Origin of the sequence: Streptomyces sp. NK15101 (assembly GCF_020400725.1) — a bacterium.
In the GTDB taxonomy this organism is placed as follows: domain Bacteria; phylum Actinomycetota; class Actinomycetes; order Streptomycetales; family Streptomycetaceae; genus Streptomyces.
Map to the genome: position 1 here is coordinate 1 of NZ_JAINVG010000025.1, position 16,163 is coordinate 16,163.

The 16,163-nt window shown below is 72.0% G+C and carries 14 protein-coding genes and 1 tRNA gene; 6 read left to right on the forward strand and 9 right to left on the reverse strand.

Translation table 11 applies throughout. From position 1 onward, the window contains the following. Nucleotides 1-287, forward strand: a 287-nt coding sequence (locus K7G60_RS15800; RefSeq protein WP_225801542.1) for a helix-turn-helix domain-containing protein, incomplete at its 5' end; no start/stop codon positions are given. A gap of 229 nt (nt 288-516) precedes the next feature. Here K7G60_RS15800 and K7G60_RS15805 read toward each other — a convergent pair. The 5 genes from K7G60_RS15805 to K7G60_RS15825 form a co-directional block, all read right to left on the reverse strand. Next, nucleotides 517-1,158 carry an IclR family transcriptional regulator gene (locus K7G60_RS15805; RefSeq protein ID WP_041129456.1) on the reverse strand — a complete coding sequence of 214 codons (642 nt, stop codon included), beginning with the start codon at nt 1,156-1,158 and terminating at the stop codon, nt 517-519. Between the two features lie 417 nt (nt 1,159-1,575). Further along, complete coding sequence (locus K7G60_RS15810) at nt 1,576-3,372, reverse strand: DEAD/DEAH box helicase (protein ID WP_225801543.1); 1,797 nt, start codon at nt 3,370-3,372, stop codon at nt 1,576-1,578. Between the two features lie 122 nt (nt 3,373-3,494). Further along, nucleotides 3,495-3,878: a type II toxin-antitoxin system death-on-curing family toxin gene (locus K7G60_RS15815; RefSeq protein ID WP_225801544.1), complete on the reverse strand. Its 384-nt coding sequence runs from the start codon at nt 3,876-3,878 to the stop codon at nt 3,495-3,497. Next, nucleotides 3,875-4,075, reverse strand: coding sequence for a ribbon-helix-helix protein, CopG family (locus K7G60_RS15820; protein WP_030221768.1), 201 nt, complete (start codon nt 4,073-4,075; stop codon nt 3,875-3,877). The genes K7G60_RS15815 and K7G60_RS15820 overlap by 4 nt, the downstream gene beginning before the upstream one ends. A gap of 46 nt (nt 4,076-4,121) precedes the next feature. Beyond that, the gene (locus tag K7G60_RS15825; protein WP_225801545.1) at nt 4,122-5,603 is read right to left on the reverse strand and encodes an MFS transporter; all 1,482 of its coding nucleotides are present in this window, start codon (nt 5,601-5,603) and stop codon (nt 4,122-4,124) included. A 256-nt stretch (nt 5,604-5,859) separates the two neighbouring features. Between K7G60_RS15825 and K7G60_RS15830 the strand changes: the two genes are divergently transcribed. Together K7G60_RS15830 and K7G60_RS15835 are read left to right on the forward strand one after the other, a co-directional pair. After that, nucleotides 5,860-5,934 (forward strand) — tRNA-Cys (locus K7G60_RS15830). Nucleotides 5,935-6,011: 77 nt separating this feature from the next. Beyond that, complete coding sequence (locus tag K7G60_RS15835; RefSeq protein ID WP_225801546.1) at nt 6,012-6,398, forward strand: phage holin family protein; 387 nt, start codon at nt 6,012-6,014, stop codon at nt 6,396-6,398. Between the two features lie 18 nt (nt 6,399-6,416). On the opposite strand, the gene K7G60_RS15840 is transcribed toward K7G60_RS15835, so the two are convergent. The 3 genes from K7G60_RS15840 to K7G60_RS15850 all read right to left on the reverse strand — a co-directional run bounded on the left by K7G60_RS15840 (nt 6,417) and on the right by K7G60_RS15850 (nt 9,909). Continuing rightward, nucleotides 6,417-6,944 (reverse strand): hypothetical protein, encoded by a 528-nt coding sequence (locus K7G60_RS15840; protein ID WP_225801547.1) that lies wholly within the window; start codon nt 6,942-6,944, stop codon nt 6,417-6,419. Nucleotides 6,945-7,128: 184 nt separating this feature from the next. After that, nucleotides 7,129-9,468 carry a DUF6571 family protein gene (locus K7G60_RS15845; RefSeq protein ID WP_225801548.1) on the reverse strand — a complete coding sequence of 780 codons (2,340 nt, stop codon included), beginning with the start codon at nt 9,466-9,468 and terminating at the stop codon, nt 7,129-7,131. A 15-nt stretch (nt 9,469-9,483) separates the two neighbouring features. After that, the gene (locus K7G60_RS15850) at nt 9,484-9,909 is read right to left on the reverse strand and encodes a hypothetical protein (protein ID WP_225801549.1); all 426 of its coding nucleotides are present in this window, start codon (nt 9,907-9,909) and stop codon (nt 9,484-9,486) included. A gap of 328 nt (nt 9,910-10,237) precedes the next feature. Here K7G60_RS15850 and K7G60_RS15855 point away from each other — a divergent pair, with 328 nt between their 5' ends. From K7G60_RS15855 to K7G60_RS15865, 3 genes are read left to right on the forward strand one after another with little or no spacing between them, the layout of a single operon-like run. Continuing rightward, the gene (locus tag K7G60_RS15855; RefSeq protein ID WP_225801550.1) at nt 10,238-11,161 is read left to right on the forward strand and encodes a serine/threonine protein kinase; all 924 of its coding nucleotides are present in this window, start codon (nt 10,238-10,240) and stop codon (nt 11,159-11,161) included. 4 nt (nt 11,162-11,165) lie between these two features. Next, the gene (locus tag K7G60_RS15860) at nt 11,166-13,352 is read left to right on the forward strand and encodes a PQQ-binding-like beta-propeller repeat protein (protein WP_225801551.1); all 2,187 of its coding nucleotides are present in this window, start codon (nt 11,166-11,168) and stop codon (nt 13,350-13,352) included. Between the two features lie 56 nt (nt 13,353-13,408). Beyond that, nucleotides 13,409-15,505 carry a PQQ-binding-like beta-propeller repeat protein gene (locus K7G60_RS15865; RefSeq protein WP_225801552.1) on the forward strand — a complete coding sequence of 699 codons (2,097 nt, stop codon included), beginning with the start codon at nt 13,409-13,411 and terminating at the stop codon, nt 15,503-15,505. A gap of 6 nt (nt 15,506-15,511) precedes the next feature. On the opposite strand, the gene K7G60_RS15870 is transcribed toward K7G60_RS15865, so the two are convergent. Next, nucleotides 15,512-16,156, reverse strand: coding sequence for a hypothetical protein (locus tag K7G60_RS15870; protein WP_225801553.1), 645 nt, complete (start codon nt 16,154-16,156; stop codon nt 15,512-15,514). Between the last annotated feature and the right edge of the window lie 7 nt (nt 16,157-16,163).

The window sequence follows — 16,163 nt, forward strand, 5'->3', positions numbered from 1 at the left end:
TGGCCCTCCCCTCCCCGGGGGGCGGGGGGCTGCCGCTCGCCCCCGCCGGCGCGGCGGACGGTGAGGGAGCCCTCGTCGGGGTCCTGGGCCGGACCCGCGCCGAACTCCTGCGGGACCTGACGGCACCCCGCACGACCACGGAACTGGCCCGGCGCCTCGGCGTCAGCAACGCGACGGCTTCGGCGCACGCGGCGGCGCTCCGGGCGGCGGGGCTGCTCACGACGACCCGTACGGGCCGGTCGGTCCACCACGCGCCGACGCCCCTGGGCGAACTCCTGACGCGGTAAGCCCTGTCGGGCGGGTCATGAACGACCACTCCGCCGGGCGGTGCCCATCCCCGTTGTGGGCGGTCGTTCCGCTGGGGCAAGGGGGTCCCCCCTGCCCCAGCGGGACGATTGCCCACACGGGCGGGTGGCGGAGGGGCACCGGCCTCGCGGGCGCGGGCCCCACACGGGGGCACGCGGGGGCACCGCCCCGGTAGCAGGGCGGGCGTGTGCAGGGGTCTCGCCGCGCGCCCTAGCGCAGCGCGTCCGCGACCTCTCGGGCCGCGTCCACCACCCGCGGCCCCACCCGCTCCGGTACCGCGTCCGCGAGCATGACGACGCCGACGCTGCCCTCGACGCCGGTGACCCCGACCAGCGGCGCGGCCGCGCCGCTGGCGCCGGCCTCGAGTTCGCCGTGGGTGAGGGTGAAGCCGGGCTCGGTCAGTCCGCCCTGGCGGGCGGCGAGGATCGCGCGGCCGGCGGCGCCCCGGTCGAGCGGGTGCCGGAAGCCGGCCCGGTAGGCGACGTGGTAGTCGGTCCAGGTCGGTTCGACGACGGCGACGGCGAGCGCCTCCGCGCCGTCGACGAGGGTCAGGTGCGCGGTCGCCCCTATGTCCTCGGCGAGCGAGCGCAGCGCGGGCAGCGCGGCCTCGCGCACCAGGGGGTGGACCTGGCGGCCGAGTCGCAGCACGCCGAGGCCGACGCGGGCGCGTCCGCCGAGGTCGCGGCGGACGAGGGCGTGCTGCTCGAGCGTGGCGAGGAGCCGGTAGACCACGGTCCGGTTGACACCGAGTTTGTTGGACAACTCGGTGACCGTCAGGCCGTGGTCGGTGTCGGCGAGCAGTTTGAGGACTCTGAGTCCCCGGTCGAGCGTCTGGGAGGTCTCCGCGGTCACGACGCCCTCTCCTTCAGGGTGAGTGGCGGCGGATCTCTCACGGAGTTGCGGCGCCGGTCCCGCGGCGACGCACGTCAGAGGCCGCCGGCAGGAAGGGGTACACCGGCTGCGCTCCGCGGCGGCGCTGCCACGGGGCGAATGCTTGTGAGCCGGGACAGTAGCGGCGCGCTCCGCTGAGCGGAAGACCTCGTCCAGAATCCGGGCGCAGGCGACCGGATGAAGACGTTTCGGGACTTTCGTCGGTCGGACGAGGGACTTTGGCGGACAAGATCGGCTATGTCGTGCCCGTAGCGTGGGGGCGGCCGGAGGCCGACCGTGGGGCCGGTCTCCGGGACCCGCGCCCGTGGCCACGGGACGCCCGAGGCCCGTACGCGCGGCGGCGTACGGGCCTCGATCACACCTCGGGGGGTCCGGGGATCAGCGCATGCGGGTGGCCCACTCCTGGACCTTCTTGATCCGCTCGCGGATCTGCCCCGCCGTCGCCTCGGCGCTCGGCGGCCCGCCGCAGACCCGGCGCAGCTCGGTGTGGATGACGCCGTGCGGCTTGCCGCTCTGGTGAACGTACGCACCGACCATCGTGTTGAGCTGTTTCCTCAGTTCGAGGAGCTCCTTGTGGGAAACGACGGGACGCCGTTCCGCCGGAAGCTCCAGGAGGTCCGCCTCGGTGTCCGGCTTCTTGCGGCTGTGCGCGATCTGCCGGGCCTGGCGCTTCTGGAGGAGCAGCTGCACCTGGTCGGGTTCGAGGAGGCCGGGGATGCCGAGGTAGTCCTGCTCCTCCTCGCTGCCGGGGTGGGCCTGCATGCCGAACTCGGCGCTGTTGTACAGCACGCGGTCGAAGACGGCGTCGGACTCCAGCGCCTCGAAGGGCAGCATGTCCTGCTCGCCGGTGTCCTCGTCCTGCTGCTTCTCCGCCTCCGCCATCTCCTTCTCGGACTCGGCGTACGGGTCCTCGTCCTCGCCGGCCTTCTTCGGCTTGTCGAGGACGTGGTCGCGCTCGACCTCCATCTCGTTGGCGAAACCGAGGAGGCTGGGGATCGTGGGAAGGAACACGGACGCGGTCTCGCCGCGCCTGCGGGATCGCACGAAGCGGCCGACGGCCTGGGCGAAGAACAGCGGGGTCGAGATGGTCGTCGCGTACACGCCGACCGAGAGACGGGGGACGTCGACGCCCTCGGACACCATGCGGACGGCGACCATCCAGCGGTCGGTGCTCTCGCTGAACTCGTCGATGCGGTTCGAGGCGCCGGCGTCGTCGGAGAGGACGACGGTGGCCTTGGTGCCGGTGATCTCGCGGATCAGCTTGGCGTACGCGCGGGCCGAGTCCTGGTCGGAGGCGATGACGAGGCCGCCGGCGTCCGGGATGGACTTGCGGACCTCGGTCAGCCGCCGGTCGGCGGCGCGCAGGACGTTCGGCATCCACTCGCCCTTGGGGTCGAGCGCGGTGCGCCAGGCCTGCGAGACCGCGTCCTTGGTCATCGGCTCGCCGAGGCGGGCGGCGATCTCGTCGCCGGCCTTGGTGCGCCAGCGCATGTTGCCGCTGTAGGAGAGGAAGATGACCGGCCGGACGACGCCGTCGCCGAGCGCGTTGCCGTAGCCGTAGGTGTAGTCGGCCGACGACCGCCGGATGCCGTCGTTCCCCTCCTCGTAGGTGACGAAGGGGATCGGGTTGGTGTCCGAGCGGAAGGGGGTGCCGGTGAGCGCGAGGCGCCGCGTGGCGGGCTCGAAGGCCTCCAGGCAGGCCTCGCCCCAGGACTTGGAGTCTCCGGCGTGGTGGATCTCGTCCAGGATGACGAGGGTCTTGCGCTGTTCGGAACGGTTGCGGTGGAGCATGGGCCGTACGCCGACGCCGGCGTACGTGACGGCGACCCCGTCGTACTCCTTGCTGAGGGGCCCGGCGCTGTACTCCGGGTCCAGCTTGATCCCTATCCGCGCGGCGGCGGCCGCCCACTGCTTCTTCAGGTGCTCGGTGGGGGCGACGACGGTGACCTGCTGCACCACGTGGTGGTGCAGCAGCCATGAGGCGAGGGTCAGCGCGAAGGTGGTCTTGCCGGCGCCGGGCGTGGCGACCGCGAGGAAGTCACGGGGCTGCTCCTGGATGTACTTCTCCATCGCGCCCTGCTGCCAGGCGCGCAGCTTGCCGGCGGTACCCCACGGGGCCCGTCCGGGGAAGGCGGGAGAAAGGTGATGGGAGGAGGTGGCGGTGGTGGTAGTCACGATCTCCGGGTTCGACGCTCGTCCAGATATGACAACCGGGCCACCTTACCGGCGGCCCGGTCGGGACGTCGTACGCGACGGGGGGTGCGACCCGGTTGTGACTCAGCTCGCGTGGTGGTCGCTCAGGCGTCGATCAGCTCGCGCAGGCCCTGCGCGATCGCCTTCACCTCGTCGGTCTCACCGGTCGCGACGGCGATGACCAGGCGTTCCGCCGCGTCGATGTCGGGGCGCAGCTGGACCCCGTTCATGGCGAGGAACGTGACGCAGGACAGCCAGGCCGTCCGCTTGTTTCCGTCGAGGAAGGGATGGTTGATCGCGAGCGACTGGAGCAGTGCGGCGGCCTTGTCGAGCAGGTCCGGGTAGGCCTCCTCGCCGAACATGGCGGCGGACGGCCGGTGGACCGCCGATTCGAGCAGTCCCGCGTCGCGCACGACGACGTCCTGGTCGTCCACCGCGTGCTCGGCGACGACCAGGACGTCCTCGGCTGAGAGGTACACGCAGCTCACTTGAGCCGCTCCATCAGCTCGTGCCACTTGGCCGCCTGTTCCATGGCGGTCTTCCGCACGATCGCCTGCTGGGCGGTGCGGGCGAGGTAGTCGTCGACCGCCTGGAGCAGGATCGCGTGCATGCTGGTGCCCTCCTGCTCGGCGCGCAGCTTGAGTGCCTCGGTCTGGTCGTCGCGGAGACGCAGGTTCATGGCCATACCAAAACGGTACCACCGAGTGGGGTCAAAATGGTACCGAAAGGCTTCAGGCCCCGCGTCCCACCCCCGCCTCGGCCGCGTGCAGCCGCGTCGCGACCCACACCCCGACCGCCGCCACCCCCGCCACCGGCAGGAAGACGGCCGCGAAGGCGGCCGGGTGGGAGCCGGTGGCCGCGCCGGCGTCCATCGCGTGGCCCACCGCGCCGCCGCCGAGCGCCGCGAAGGCCGCGCCGCCCGCCGCGAGGAGCAGGACGTTGGAGAGGCCGTCGGAGATCTGGAGCGCGGCCGAGTTGGCGCCGACCTCCTCGGGGGCGGAGAGCTTCATCAGGAGCACGCTCGTGGAGGAGATCACCGCACCCATGCCGAGACAGCCGAAGGACCAGACGACCGCGACCACCCACGCCGGCACCCACGTGATCAGCACACTGGGCGCGGCGGCGATCGCGAGGGCGATGAGCACCATGCCGAGGACGACGAGCCGCTCCCGGTACGGCTCCGTCCACGGCCGGGCCTGGATCCAGGAGCCGAGCGCCCAGGTGAGGCCGCCGAGGGCGAGGGAGAAGCCGGCCAGGGTGGGGCTGAGGCCGCGCTGGGAGACCAGCATCAGGGGAATGAAGGACTCCGCGGCGATGAAGGATCCCGCGGCGATGCCACGGAGCAGGATGACGGAGGGCAGGCCGCGGGCGGCCCGGCAGGTGCCGCGCGGCAGCAGCCCGCGGACGGCGGGCACGAGCAGCGCGAGCCCGGCCGCGGCGGGGAGGAGGGCGAGGAGGCGCAGCTCCTGGCCCGCGTACTGGAGGAGGGCCGCGCCGGCCGAGATGCCGAGGGCCAGCACGATCCGGCGCCGGTCCCAGGCAACGGCGGGCGCCTCCGGGTCGGCGGGGCCGGAGGCGGTGCGGCGTATCGCGGGGAGGGCGAGGGCCAGCGGGAAGACGACGAGGACCGGGATGCCGACGAAGACCCAGCGCCAGCCGAGCTGCTCGGTGATCGTCCCGGCGGCGAGGGGGCCGACGATGGAGGGCACGACCCAGCTCGCGGCGAAGGCGGCCATGATCGCGGGCCTGAGGTGTTCGGCGTAGGCCCGGCCGACGACCACGTACAGGGCGACGATGACGAGGCCGCCGCCGAGGCCCTGCACGGCCCGGCCGAGGATGAACATCCACATGGTGCCGGCGGTCCCGGAGAGGAGCAGTCCGGCGGCGAAGGCGCTGATGCCGGTGGTGAGGGGCGCGAGCGGGCCGCTCCGGTCGGACCACTGGCCGGCCAGCACCATGCCGAAGAGGCTGGTGGTGAAGTACGCGGAGAAGGCGAAGGCGTAGAGCGGGATGCCGTGCAGTTCGCGGGCGGCGACGGGCATGGCGGTGCCGACGGCGGTCGCCTCGAAGGCGATGAGCAGGACGACGGAGACCATGCCGATGCTGAGCGCCCGGTGGTCCGGGTCGAGGACGGACCCCTTGGCGTCGCCGTGCGCGGCAGGGGGTCCGGGGTCGTGGGCGACGTCGGCGTCGCGGGGTTCGAGGGCGCTCATCCTCCCAGAGTAAGAGGCGAACCCCAGGATGGCTCCTGTCAGGAGTCCCGGTCCTCCTCCGCCTTCGGTCCTACGACCACGCCCCCGGGCGCGCCCGGCCGCGCCCGGCCGCACCCCTGAACGCGCCCGGCTGCGCCTCCCGGCACGCACGACCGCGAACGGAATGTTGCGGCGGTGTGGCAGTCGCGTGGCACGCCCCCCGGAACCCTTGAGCCCCTCCCGGCCCCCGCCCTACGGTCGTACCAGTGCACAACACGACCGTGTGCCCGAGTGGTTGAGGGGCTCGCCTGCAAAGCGAGTTACGTGGGTTCAATTCCCGCCACGGTCTCCAAGCGGGCTCCTTCGCGGGAGCCCGGAAGGTCTCACGGGATCTTCACAACGCACCGCACGGTGTGCCACAGTCCGCCCATGAACGATCAAGGCAGACGCAGACTGGGCGTCCTCATAGGCGTGGGCCTCGCCTGCGGCCTGCTGCCCGGCATCACCCTGGGCGGCACGGAGACCATCGACACGGTCCTCGGCGTCCTGGTGACGGCCCTCGTCATGACGATCCTCACCCAGCTGATCTTCATCGGCCCGTCGGGCCGCGTCCCGCTCCCCCTCCTCCTGGCCTTCGGCCTCGCCGGCTTCGTCCAGGACGCCCTGATCTGGTGGCTGCTCTCCTGGCTGGGCCCGAAGCTCGGCTACCTGCACGTCGAGGGCCTCGGGACGATCCTCCTCGCGGCCCTGATCACCCGCGCGACGCTGCTGCTCCTGTCCCAGCTGTCCCCGACCGCCGAGACGGCCGAGGACTGACGGGACCCGTACCGGGCGCTACTGCTCGCCGCGCCACTTCTTCTCGGTGAAGACGGGCTTCTCGGGCAGTCCGGCGTTGTTCTCGCAGCCCAGCTTCTTCACGACCGCGAGCGTGACGGAGTGGAGGACGGTGAGGTAGGCCTCGCGGGTGGCGGGGGTGTTGGCGGGGTAGGCGCCCTTGATCGACTTGTCGAACTTGAGCACGCTCTCGATGGGGGCCGGCTGCTTGTCCGACCCCTTCAGCCGCGGGCTGGTGCACTCGACGAAGAGGTAAGCCGACTTGTTGTCCGTGTTCGCCTCCCGGCCCATCCCGTAGAGGTACCGTCCCCCGGCCGTCCACTTGGTGCCGTCGTCGTACAGGTCGGCGTCTTCGTACAACATGAAGTTGACCCTGATCTTGTTCATCGGGGTGGCGGCGGCAGTGACCTGGCACATCGCACGATGACCTGGCGGCCTGCCCTCCGTCGCCTGGTCCTCGATCACCTCGTTCACAGTCCGCTCCAGCCCACCGCTCCCGGCCTCCGAGAACTTCTTCGTGCCGAGCACGGACTCAAGCGCTCCTGCCGCCGCAGGTGAAAGCGTGCCGTCGCACTGCTGGGCCGCGGTAACCCGAGGAGGCTCCTCCTCGTCGCTCCCACAAGCGGTGAGGAGCAGACCGAGGGCAAGCGCGGTCGATACGGATGCAGACGCTCTTCTCATCAGGATTCCTCGTAAGTCGGTGGCGGCCGGTTCAGCCTGTCTCAGGGGCATTGCCGGTCTGCTTGGCGTGGGCGTTGCCCTTCAGATAGCCGTTGCTCACGGACTCGATCATGTCCTGACGGAAATCGCTGCCCACCTGACTGCGGTGCTCGGACAGGAACCGCTCCATCGGGGACTCGGCGCTGTACCGGCCAGCCATGTACATGGCCGCGTTGTCCTCGTGGATCTGGTCCTCGGTCTTGTCCTTGTGGTCCTCGATCGACTTGTCCGACCAGTCGCCGATGACCTGCCCGGCCAACTGCTCCATCGCGCCGGAGCCGGAGTCGACCGCGAGAGGGATGAGAACGGCAGCCGCACCGACGGCGGCCGTCGCGGGCAGAAAGGCGACGCCGGCCGCAACACCCACCGTGGCGCCGAACTCCACCCAGCCGGCCTTGGCCTCCTGCGCCTTCTCGTACTCCTCGTGCTTCTTCATGCCCTCGGCCTCGACCTGAGCGCCGCGGGACTCGTCGAGCAGACCCTGAAGAGTGGCCCCCGTGAACGCTGCTCCCCGCGCACGGCCTTCGTCGATCTTGCCGTCCGGGCCGACCTGCGCTTCGAGAACGCTGGTGGTGTAGAGGCGCTCAGCGGTGGAGACCGTGGCGTAGGCGTCCGGGTGCTGGCCCAGAGTGCTCAGGAACTTCACCGTCGCGTCCTGCCCGAATTCGGGGTGGGACGACGGCTCCTTCGTCGGGTGGTAGACGCTGTCCGGACTGTTCTTGTCCAGGGCCCAGTTGAGGTCGTCGATGTAGCCGGCGCCCATGTTGCCGAGGCTGTCCGCCATCGTGGGCTGCCACTTCTTGAGCAGCTCGGCGTCACCACCGTACTTGTCGACGACGCTCTGCATGATCCCGGCCGAGGTCTCGTCCCGCTTCAGTTCCGGCGTCGGGTCGTCCCAGGCGTGGCCGAGCGTCGCCGACTCCAGGGCGTGACCGAGGGCGTCCGGCATGTACCCCATGGTCTTGGTGAGGTCGTCCGGGTTGTGGCCCTCGACGTCGGCGAAGAATTCGTACTTCTCGTTGGCGAAGAAGTCGAGGTAGTTCTTGATCTCGTTGCCGTCCTTGTCCTTGCCGAGGTTCAGCGTGCCGCCGACGCTGCCGTCCTCCTTGTACGAGGTCAGCGGGTCCTTGGAGAAGAACTCCTTCGACGCCTCCGGGCTGTGCCCCAGCGCCTCCAGCATGGAGATCATCGGGTCGAAGCCGGCGCCGTTGACGCCCGACGGGTTGTACTGGTTCTGCAGCCCGCCGCTGATCATCGGCTTGCTGTTGGCGAAGAGGTACGGGTCCTTGGCGTGGAGCTGGGTGACGTGCTCCGCGATCGGGACCAGGAACTTCTTGTCGTAGTCGCCGTAGCGCATGATGCCGCCGAGCAACTGGTAGCCGAAGGCGGGGTTGTTGTCGTACTTGACGAGGGGGATGCGCTCCGTGCCGAGCTTGCGCATGTCCGCGGACCACTTCTCGGTCCACGCGTCGCCGCCCTGCGTGGCGGTCGCCAGGTTGAGGCCCAGGTTCTTCTGGAGGTCCTGGACGTCGGCCAGGCGCTGCTTGTCGACCTTCGAGTAGTCGTACGTGTCCGTGGACAGCTGGCCGAAGAACTCCAGCGCGCCCTTCGGGCCCATGCCGTCGTAGAAGGTCCGGGAGAACTCCTTGGAGCCGCTGTTGTCCTTCAGCAGCTCGTTGAGGCGCATCAGCTCCTCGTGCGAGATGTCCCGGCCCTTCTTGGCGAGGTCGACGGCGCGCTGCGCCTCCTCGGCGTCGAGGCTGGTGTACTTCGGGGCGCTGAAGTTGTGCTGGTCGCCGGTGTTGTTGGCCCGGAGCGCGTTGGAGCAGGCCACGTCGGCCTCGGTGCAGACCTCCAGGATCGCCTTGATGCGCTCCTCCATCGCCTGGATGTCGGCGCGCTCCTTGCGGACCAGGTCCTGGAAGTCGGGGTCGTGGCGGGCGCCGGGGTCCTTGATCTCGGAGAGCGGCTCCTTGGCGGCGACGGTGCCGTCCGACTTGACGAAGAAGCCCTTCGCGGGGGCGTCCGTCTCGGCGATCCTCTTGAGGTCGTCCTGCGCCTTCTTGAAGGCCTGGTAGCCGTCCGCCACGACCTTGTGGATGCCGTCGGCCGCCTTGGCGGCGTCGCCGAACTCCTTCGCCGTCTTGTCCACGAAGGGCTTGGTGACCTCCGCGTTCACACCGCGCCAGTAGTCGTCCCTGGCCTTGGCCGCCATCGTCGACTGCGCGTCCTGGGCGAGGGTGTCGAGCTTGCCCTTCATCGCCGCCCAGTCGTCGGCGGCCGTCTTCATCTTGTCGAGCGACGCCTGCATCACGTTCTGGTAGGTCAACACAGCTTTTCCCCCGGCCTACTTGAAGTACTCGTCGATCTTGGAGGCCGCGAGGGCCGCCTTGATGTCTTCCTCTTCCTTCGCGTGCGATGCCGCGCTGTAGTCGAGGTGGTTGGAGATGTTCGCGCAGGCGTCGAGCAGCGTCTTCAGCTGGGAGTCCCAGGTCTCCTGCACGGCCGCCATGGCCGAGCCGGTGAGGAAGTCGTGGCCCTTCAGGTGTGTGGCCGCCTCCGTCGTGTTCGCGCGGGCGTGGTTGCCGTCCTTGACCAGCCGGCCGTGCAGGGCGTACGCGGCGCTGCCGATCGCGCCGAGCTTGTCCTGGTCGACGCTCAGGTCGGCACTGCCTCCGCCCCCGCCGGGCTCCGGGGCGACCTGATTGAGCCTCATGTCCACGTTGGCCGTCGCCGTGGACCGTACGGACGCCCACTCCTGCTCGAACGACATGCTCTCCCCCGCTGCTTCCACGACCGCGTAACGGTGATCATTCCGGCTTCGCCTCAGCAAGTTCCACAGCCGGGGAAGCACCGCGATCCTAGCCCCCGGGCACCCGTTCGAGCACTCACCGCCCGGGAAATACGGCAGATGCGAGATCATCACGACCTACGCGCGCGCCCTTCACCTTCGCAACCCGGACAGCCCGGACGTTCCAGACCCCGACCGGCCCTCGCCGGCCGCGCCGCCGCTCTCCCGGCCACGGCCCTCACCTCCCGCCTCGATAGGCTCGTCCCGCCCCCGTCGTCACGGGGCGCCGGAACGACGGGGGGACGTACACGTGGAGCAGTCGCGCACGCGGGAGGAATCCGCGCGCCGGATCGGCCCGTACCGGCTGATCACCCGCCTCGACCCGCCCGGCCCGGCCGTCCCGTCCGGCCGGCCCGGTTCCGCCGTCCCCTGCCGCCGGTTCGTCGCCCGTACGGACGACGGGGAGCGCACGGTCCTCCTGAGCGCCCCGCTGCCCGGCGCCGACCCGGTCCGCTTCGCCACGGAGGCCGATGCGGCCCGTCGCCTCCTCGGCCCCTGGATCGCGCCGGTGACGGACCTGGCCGCCCCGGGCGAACACCCCTGGTACACGACCCCCTACCTCCCCGCGCTCCCCCTCCCCGTGGCCCTCGCCGTCCACGGCGGGCCGCTGCCCGAGGCGACCGTACGGGCCGTGGGCACCGCCCTCGCCGAAGCGCTCGCCGCCGCGCACGCGCAGGGCCTCACCCACGCCGGGGTCTCCCCCGCCGCGGTCCTGCTCACCGCCGACGGCCCCCGGCTGACCTGCTACGGCGCCGTACGGGCCGCCTCGGCCGACGGCGAACCGCGCGCCGGCCTGCCGGGCCTCGACCCGGGCGCGCTCGCTCCCGAGCAGGCGAGCGGCGGCCGCCCGCGCCCGCCGGGTGACGTCTTCGCGCTCGGCGCGGTCCTCGCGTACGCCGCGACCGGCCACACCGTGCCCGAACGCGACGAACTCCCTCCCGCCCTGCGGCCGGTGCTCTCCACCTGCCTGGCCCGCGACCCGGCGGACCGCCCGACCGCCGCCGACCTGACGGCGGCCCTCGCCCCGACCACCCCGCACCGGACGGTCCTGAACTCGGCCGGCGCCCTGCTCACCCCCGGTTGGCTGCCCGGCCGGGTCGTGGCCGCGCTGGCCCGCCAGTCGTCCGAACTCCTGGCCGCCGAACTCCCCGCCGACACCTCTTCCCGGACCTGACCCCATGCTGTCGCCCCTGACCCACGACGACCCGGCCGCCGTCGCCACGTACCGACTCCTCGCCCGCCTCGGCTCCGGCGGCATGGGCACGGTCTACCTGGCGCGCACGCCCGGCGGCCGTACGGTCGCCCTCAAGACCGTGCACGCGCGCCTGGCCGCCGACCCCGCCTTCCGCAGCCGCTTCCGCCTGGAGACGGACGCGGCGCGGATCATCGGCGCGCGGCACGGCGCGGCCGTCGTCGACGCCGACCCGCTGGCCGAGACGCCGTGGCTGGCCACCGAGTACGTCCTCGGCCCGCCGCTCGACGACGCCGTCGCGCTCGGCGGCCCCCTCCCCGAACCGACCGTCCGCGCCCTCGGCGCCGCACTCGCCGGGGCCCTCGCCCAACTGCACTCCTCGGACGTGGTCCACCGCGACCTGAAGCCCTCGAACGTCCTCGTCACCGCGTACGGCCCGAAGATCATCGACTTCGGCATCGCCCGCGCGGCCGGCGACGACCACCTCACCCGCACGGGGGCGGCGGCCGGCACGCCCGCCTTCATGTCGCCGGAACAGGCGAGCGGCGAGGAACACACCGCGGCGGGCGACGTGTTCGCCCTGGCCGGCGTCCTCGTCTTCGCCGCCACCGGCCACGGCCCCTTCGGCACGGGCTCCCCCGCCGACCTCCTCTACCGCGTCCGCTACGCCGAACCCGACCTCACCGGCGTACCGGAAGCCCTGCTGCCGCTCCTGACCGCCTGCCTCGCCAAGGACCCGACGGCCCGCCCCACCACGAACACCCTGACGGCCCGCCTCCACGACGGCCACGGCGACTTCGCGGACCACCTGCCGCCCCTCCTCCTCGCCGACATCGCCCGCCGGGCGACGGACGTCTGGCTGCACACACCGCACCGCCTGCCGGCCCCGGCGGGCGCCGCCGTGTCCGAGACCGTTCCGAGCACACCGCTCTCGCGCCGCCGCCTGCTCTCGGCGGGCGGCGGCGCCCTGATCGGGCTCGCGGGGGCGGGTGCGGGGGTGTGGGCGTGGCTGGGGTCGCGGACCGGTCCCGGAGGCGGCCCGCCTGCCGCCGGTCCCACCGCGATCCCGGCGACGACGGCGTCGGACGGAGCGCCGGCTGCGCTGTGGCGGGGGGAGTCGCTGGACCGTGAGGAGAAGACCACCCAGCTCCTCGCCGGCGACGTGGTCGGCTTCGCCGAGACGGTCGCCTTCCGGGTCCTGGACCCGAAGGACGGCACCGAACTCTGGTCGGAGAAGGCCGTCATGGAACCGCAGCAGGTCACCACCGACGGCACGTACTTCTACCTCTCGGACGGCAACTACGAAGGCACGGGCGCCCTGAAGATCCGTACGCTCGACCCCCGCACCGGCGAGGAGGCCGCCCGGACGATCGAGCTGAAGGGCTTCGACGGCACCAGTTCGGGCACGCAGCTCCTCACCGCCGGCGGTGGGCTGCTCTTCGCCGCCTCGCGGCGGGGCGAGCACAGCACCGACCCGGACGTGAACGAGACGGGCTGGCACCTGATCGCCGTCGACCTGCGCACGGGCAAGGAGGCATGGAGGCAGCCGTACGCATGGGACGGCGTGCGCCCCTGGCTCTCCCAGGTGGCCGGTGGCCGGCTGATCCTGGGCAAGAACAGCGGTGACCTGGAGTCCTTCCTCGTCCAGGCGCGCGAGACGCAGACCGGACGTCGACTCTGGCAGCGTCGCCTGCCGTTGAAGGACTCCTCCCGCTACATCCCCGGCCAGCTCGCGATCGACGAGCGAAACGCGTACTTCGGCGGGGACCGCCTCCGGGCCCTTCGTCTCACCGACGGCGCGATCGCCTGGGAGTACGGCTCCGGCTCCGCCACCACCTCCTACGGCGTGCCGGCCGTGGCGAACGGCCTCGTGTACGCGCACGAGAAGAGGGACACCCCCGGACTCCTGGCCGTCATGGCCGACATCGGCCTCAGGCGCTGGACGGAGCGGCCCTCCGGCCGCTCGTTGACACCCGAATACTTCGCCGCTCCCGTGGTCGGCGAGAGATACGTGTACGCGCCCGTACGGGGCGGGCTGAGCGCGATCGACCCCGACACCGGCCGTTCGGCCTGGGTGTTTCCGACGGACGCCCGCCGGTTCGTCATCGACAAGGAACGGACTCGCATCATCGGCGCCGGCGAGACGTCCGTCGTGGCCATTCCTCTGGCCTGATCACTCCCCGCCCCGCACCGACGCCACCCGATCCTCCCGAAGCGGAAAGCAACCTCGTGACCACACAGCCCCTCGCCGCCGGCGACCCGCTCCGGCTCGGCCCGTACCGGCTCCTCGGCGTCCTCGGCGAGGGCGGCATGGGCAAGGTGTACGTCGGCCGGGACGGCGCCGGAACGCCCGCCGCCGTCAAGGTCCTGCGCCCCGAACTCGCCCACGACCGGCACCTCGCGCAGCGGTTCGTCCGCGAGGCCGACATGGCGCGGGCCGTCACGAGCAAGGGCGTGGCCCGGGTCCTCGGCGCGCAGACCGAGGGCGGGCGGCCGTGGATCGCCGCCGAGTTCCTCGCCGGCCCGACGCTCGACGAGGCCGTCCGCACGTACGGCCCGATGGACGTGCCGACGGTCCGCGCCCTCGCCGCCCGGCTCGCCCGCACCCTGCACGACATCCACGCGGCGGGTCTGGTCCACCGCGACCTCAAGCCCGCGAACATCGTGCTCACCTCCACCGGCCCCCGCGTCATCGACTTCGGCATCGCCCGTCCCGAGCACGGCCTCACGCTCACGACGACGGGCCAGGTCCCGGTCACCCCGGGGTACGGGGCTCCCGAGCAGGTCCTGGGGCAGCGGGTCGGCCCGGCCTCGGACGTGTTCTCGCTCGGCGCGGTCCTCGTGTACGCGGCGAGCGGCCGGCGCGCCTTCGACGGCGCGCACGTGGCGGCGGTCCAGTACGAGGTCGTGCACGGGGCGCCGGACCTGAGCCTGGTGCCGCCGGAGCTCCAGGAACTGCTCGGCCCGTGCCTGGCGAAGGACCCGGCGTTCCGCCCGGCTCCCCCGCGGATCGCGGAGGCCTTCGCCCCGCCGAAGGGCGCCGACCGCGCCTGGCGCAAGGGCCCGCTGGCCGAGGACATCAAGCGGCGCGAGGCGGCCACGAAGCGCCTGGCGGCGCCCGACGACACCGCCGTGCCCTCCTCCGCGCCGTCCCGTCGCCGCTTCCTCACCGGAGCCGCCGTGGGCTTCGCCGTCCTGGGCGCCGGCGGCGGGGCGGGCGCCTGGTGGCTGAACCGCGGCGGACCGAAGTCACCGACGGCCGATGTGCCACCGGCCGTGGCGACTCCCGAGGCGGCGTTCGTCTCGGCCATCGACATGAAGCCGGGCGAAGCCCCGAAGGCCCTGTGGGGGCCGCTCGACGTGACGGTGGCCGAGGGAAAACTGCCGTTGCCCGTAAGGGACGTAGTGGTCGTGCAGGCGAAGACGGGTGGACTGCTCGCCCTGTCCGTCACGGACGGCAAGGAACGGTGGCGGGCCAAGGACATCGACGCGGACGCCGGTTTCGTCTCCGTCGCCGATCGGCTCGTCGTCGGCGTCGACGAGAACGGCGTCCTGAACGCGTTCGTCGCCTCCACCGGCAGACCCGTCTGGCAGACCCAGTCCGACGTCGACGACGTCCTCGCCGCGGACGACACCCACGTCTACCTGGTGACGAAGGACAACGAGCTGCGCGCTGTCGACGCCTGGACGCTCACCACCACCTGGACCCGTCCGATGACGTCTCCGCGCTCCCAGAACGGCGCCGCGAAGGCAGCCGTGGGCAGGAAGCGGCTGGTGATCCACGGCAGGGACGGCCACTGCGCCGCCCTGTACACGGAGACGGGTGAGACGGACTGGGAGATCAAGGGCCAGGGCACCGACGGCCAGGCCCCGGCACTCGGCGACAACAACGTCGCCTACTTCGGCGGCCGCAAACTGACGGCCCGCCGCCTCGACCGCGGCGACTTCCTGTGGGAGGAGGAGACCGGTCTGAGGGGAGACTGGGGCACCCCCACCGCCAGCGGAGACCTCGTCTTCGCGATCAACGGCTACAACGCACACCAGTACGGCACCATGCGGGACGTCCGCCATCCCGTCTCCGGCTGGTACGAGGTCCTGGACGGCGTGGGCCCCGGCACCGTCAACCCGCCGGCCGTGGAGGGCGCGACGGTCTGGCTCCACCCTCCCGACAACACTTACGTCCAGGTCGTCCACAAGGCGACCCACGAGCGACTCTTCACCATCGAGATGAAGCGCCAGGGCACCTACCAGCTGGCGAGCGACGCCAACCGTGTCTTCATCGCCCGGGGCGGCCGGATCGGGGCGTTTCCGGTGCTCGGGATGTAGGTCGCCTCACGGCCGCGCCTTCGCCGGCACCCCCGTCACCAGCCCCGTCCCCGCGCACCCCAGCTCGGCGGCGACGTGCCGGGCCGCCGCGTTGGCCAGGGTGATCTGCTCGTCCCTGATGCCCGCGTGGTCGGCCTCGTTCTCGTCCGCGCGCTCCAGCTCGGCGTCGAGGACGATCTCGTGGGCCGGGGCCGGCATCCGGCAGGTGAAGTAGACCGAGGCGAAGAGGTCGGAGGAGGTCGCCAGCCGCCCGGTGGAGTAGGCCGTCACGGACGCCTTCGAGGCCTCGCCCGTGGGAACGGCGAGCGCCTCCCGGAGGGTGATGCTCAAGACGTTCCTCTCGTCCCCGGCCGCCTCCAGCGTGCAGAACGGAATGCCGTCCATGCGCTGCTTCCCGCTCTGCGGCGTCCGCGCCGCCTTCCGCAGCTCGCTGAGGACCCTGTCCGGCTCCGACCGGTCGGCCGTCAGCCGGACGCCCTTGCCGGCGATGGCCTCCAGCGCCGACGCCACGCCGGGTTCCTCGGCGAAGCCCCCGCAGACCTCCGCGGTCGACTGCCCCGGGGGAGCGTCGTCGGTTCCCGGCGTGCAGCCGGCCGCCGCCAGCGTGAGGGCGGCGACCGGCAGCAGGATCCTGCGGGTGGTGAGGCGCATGGAAGAA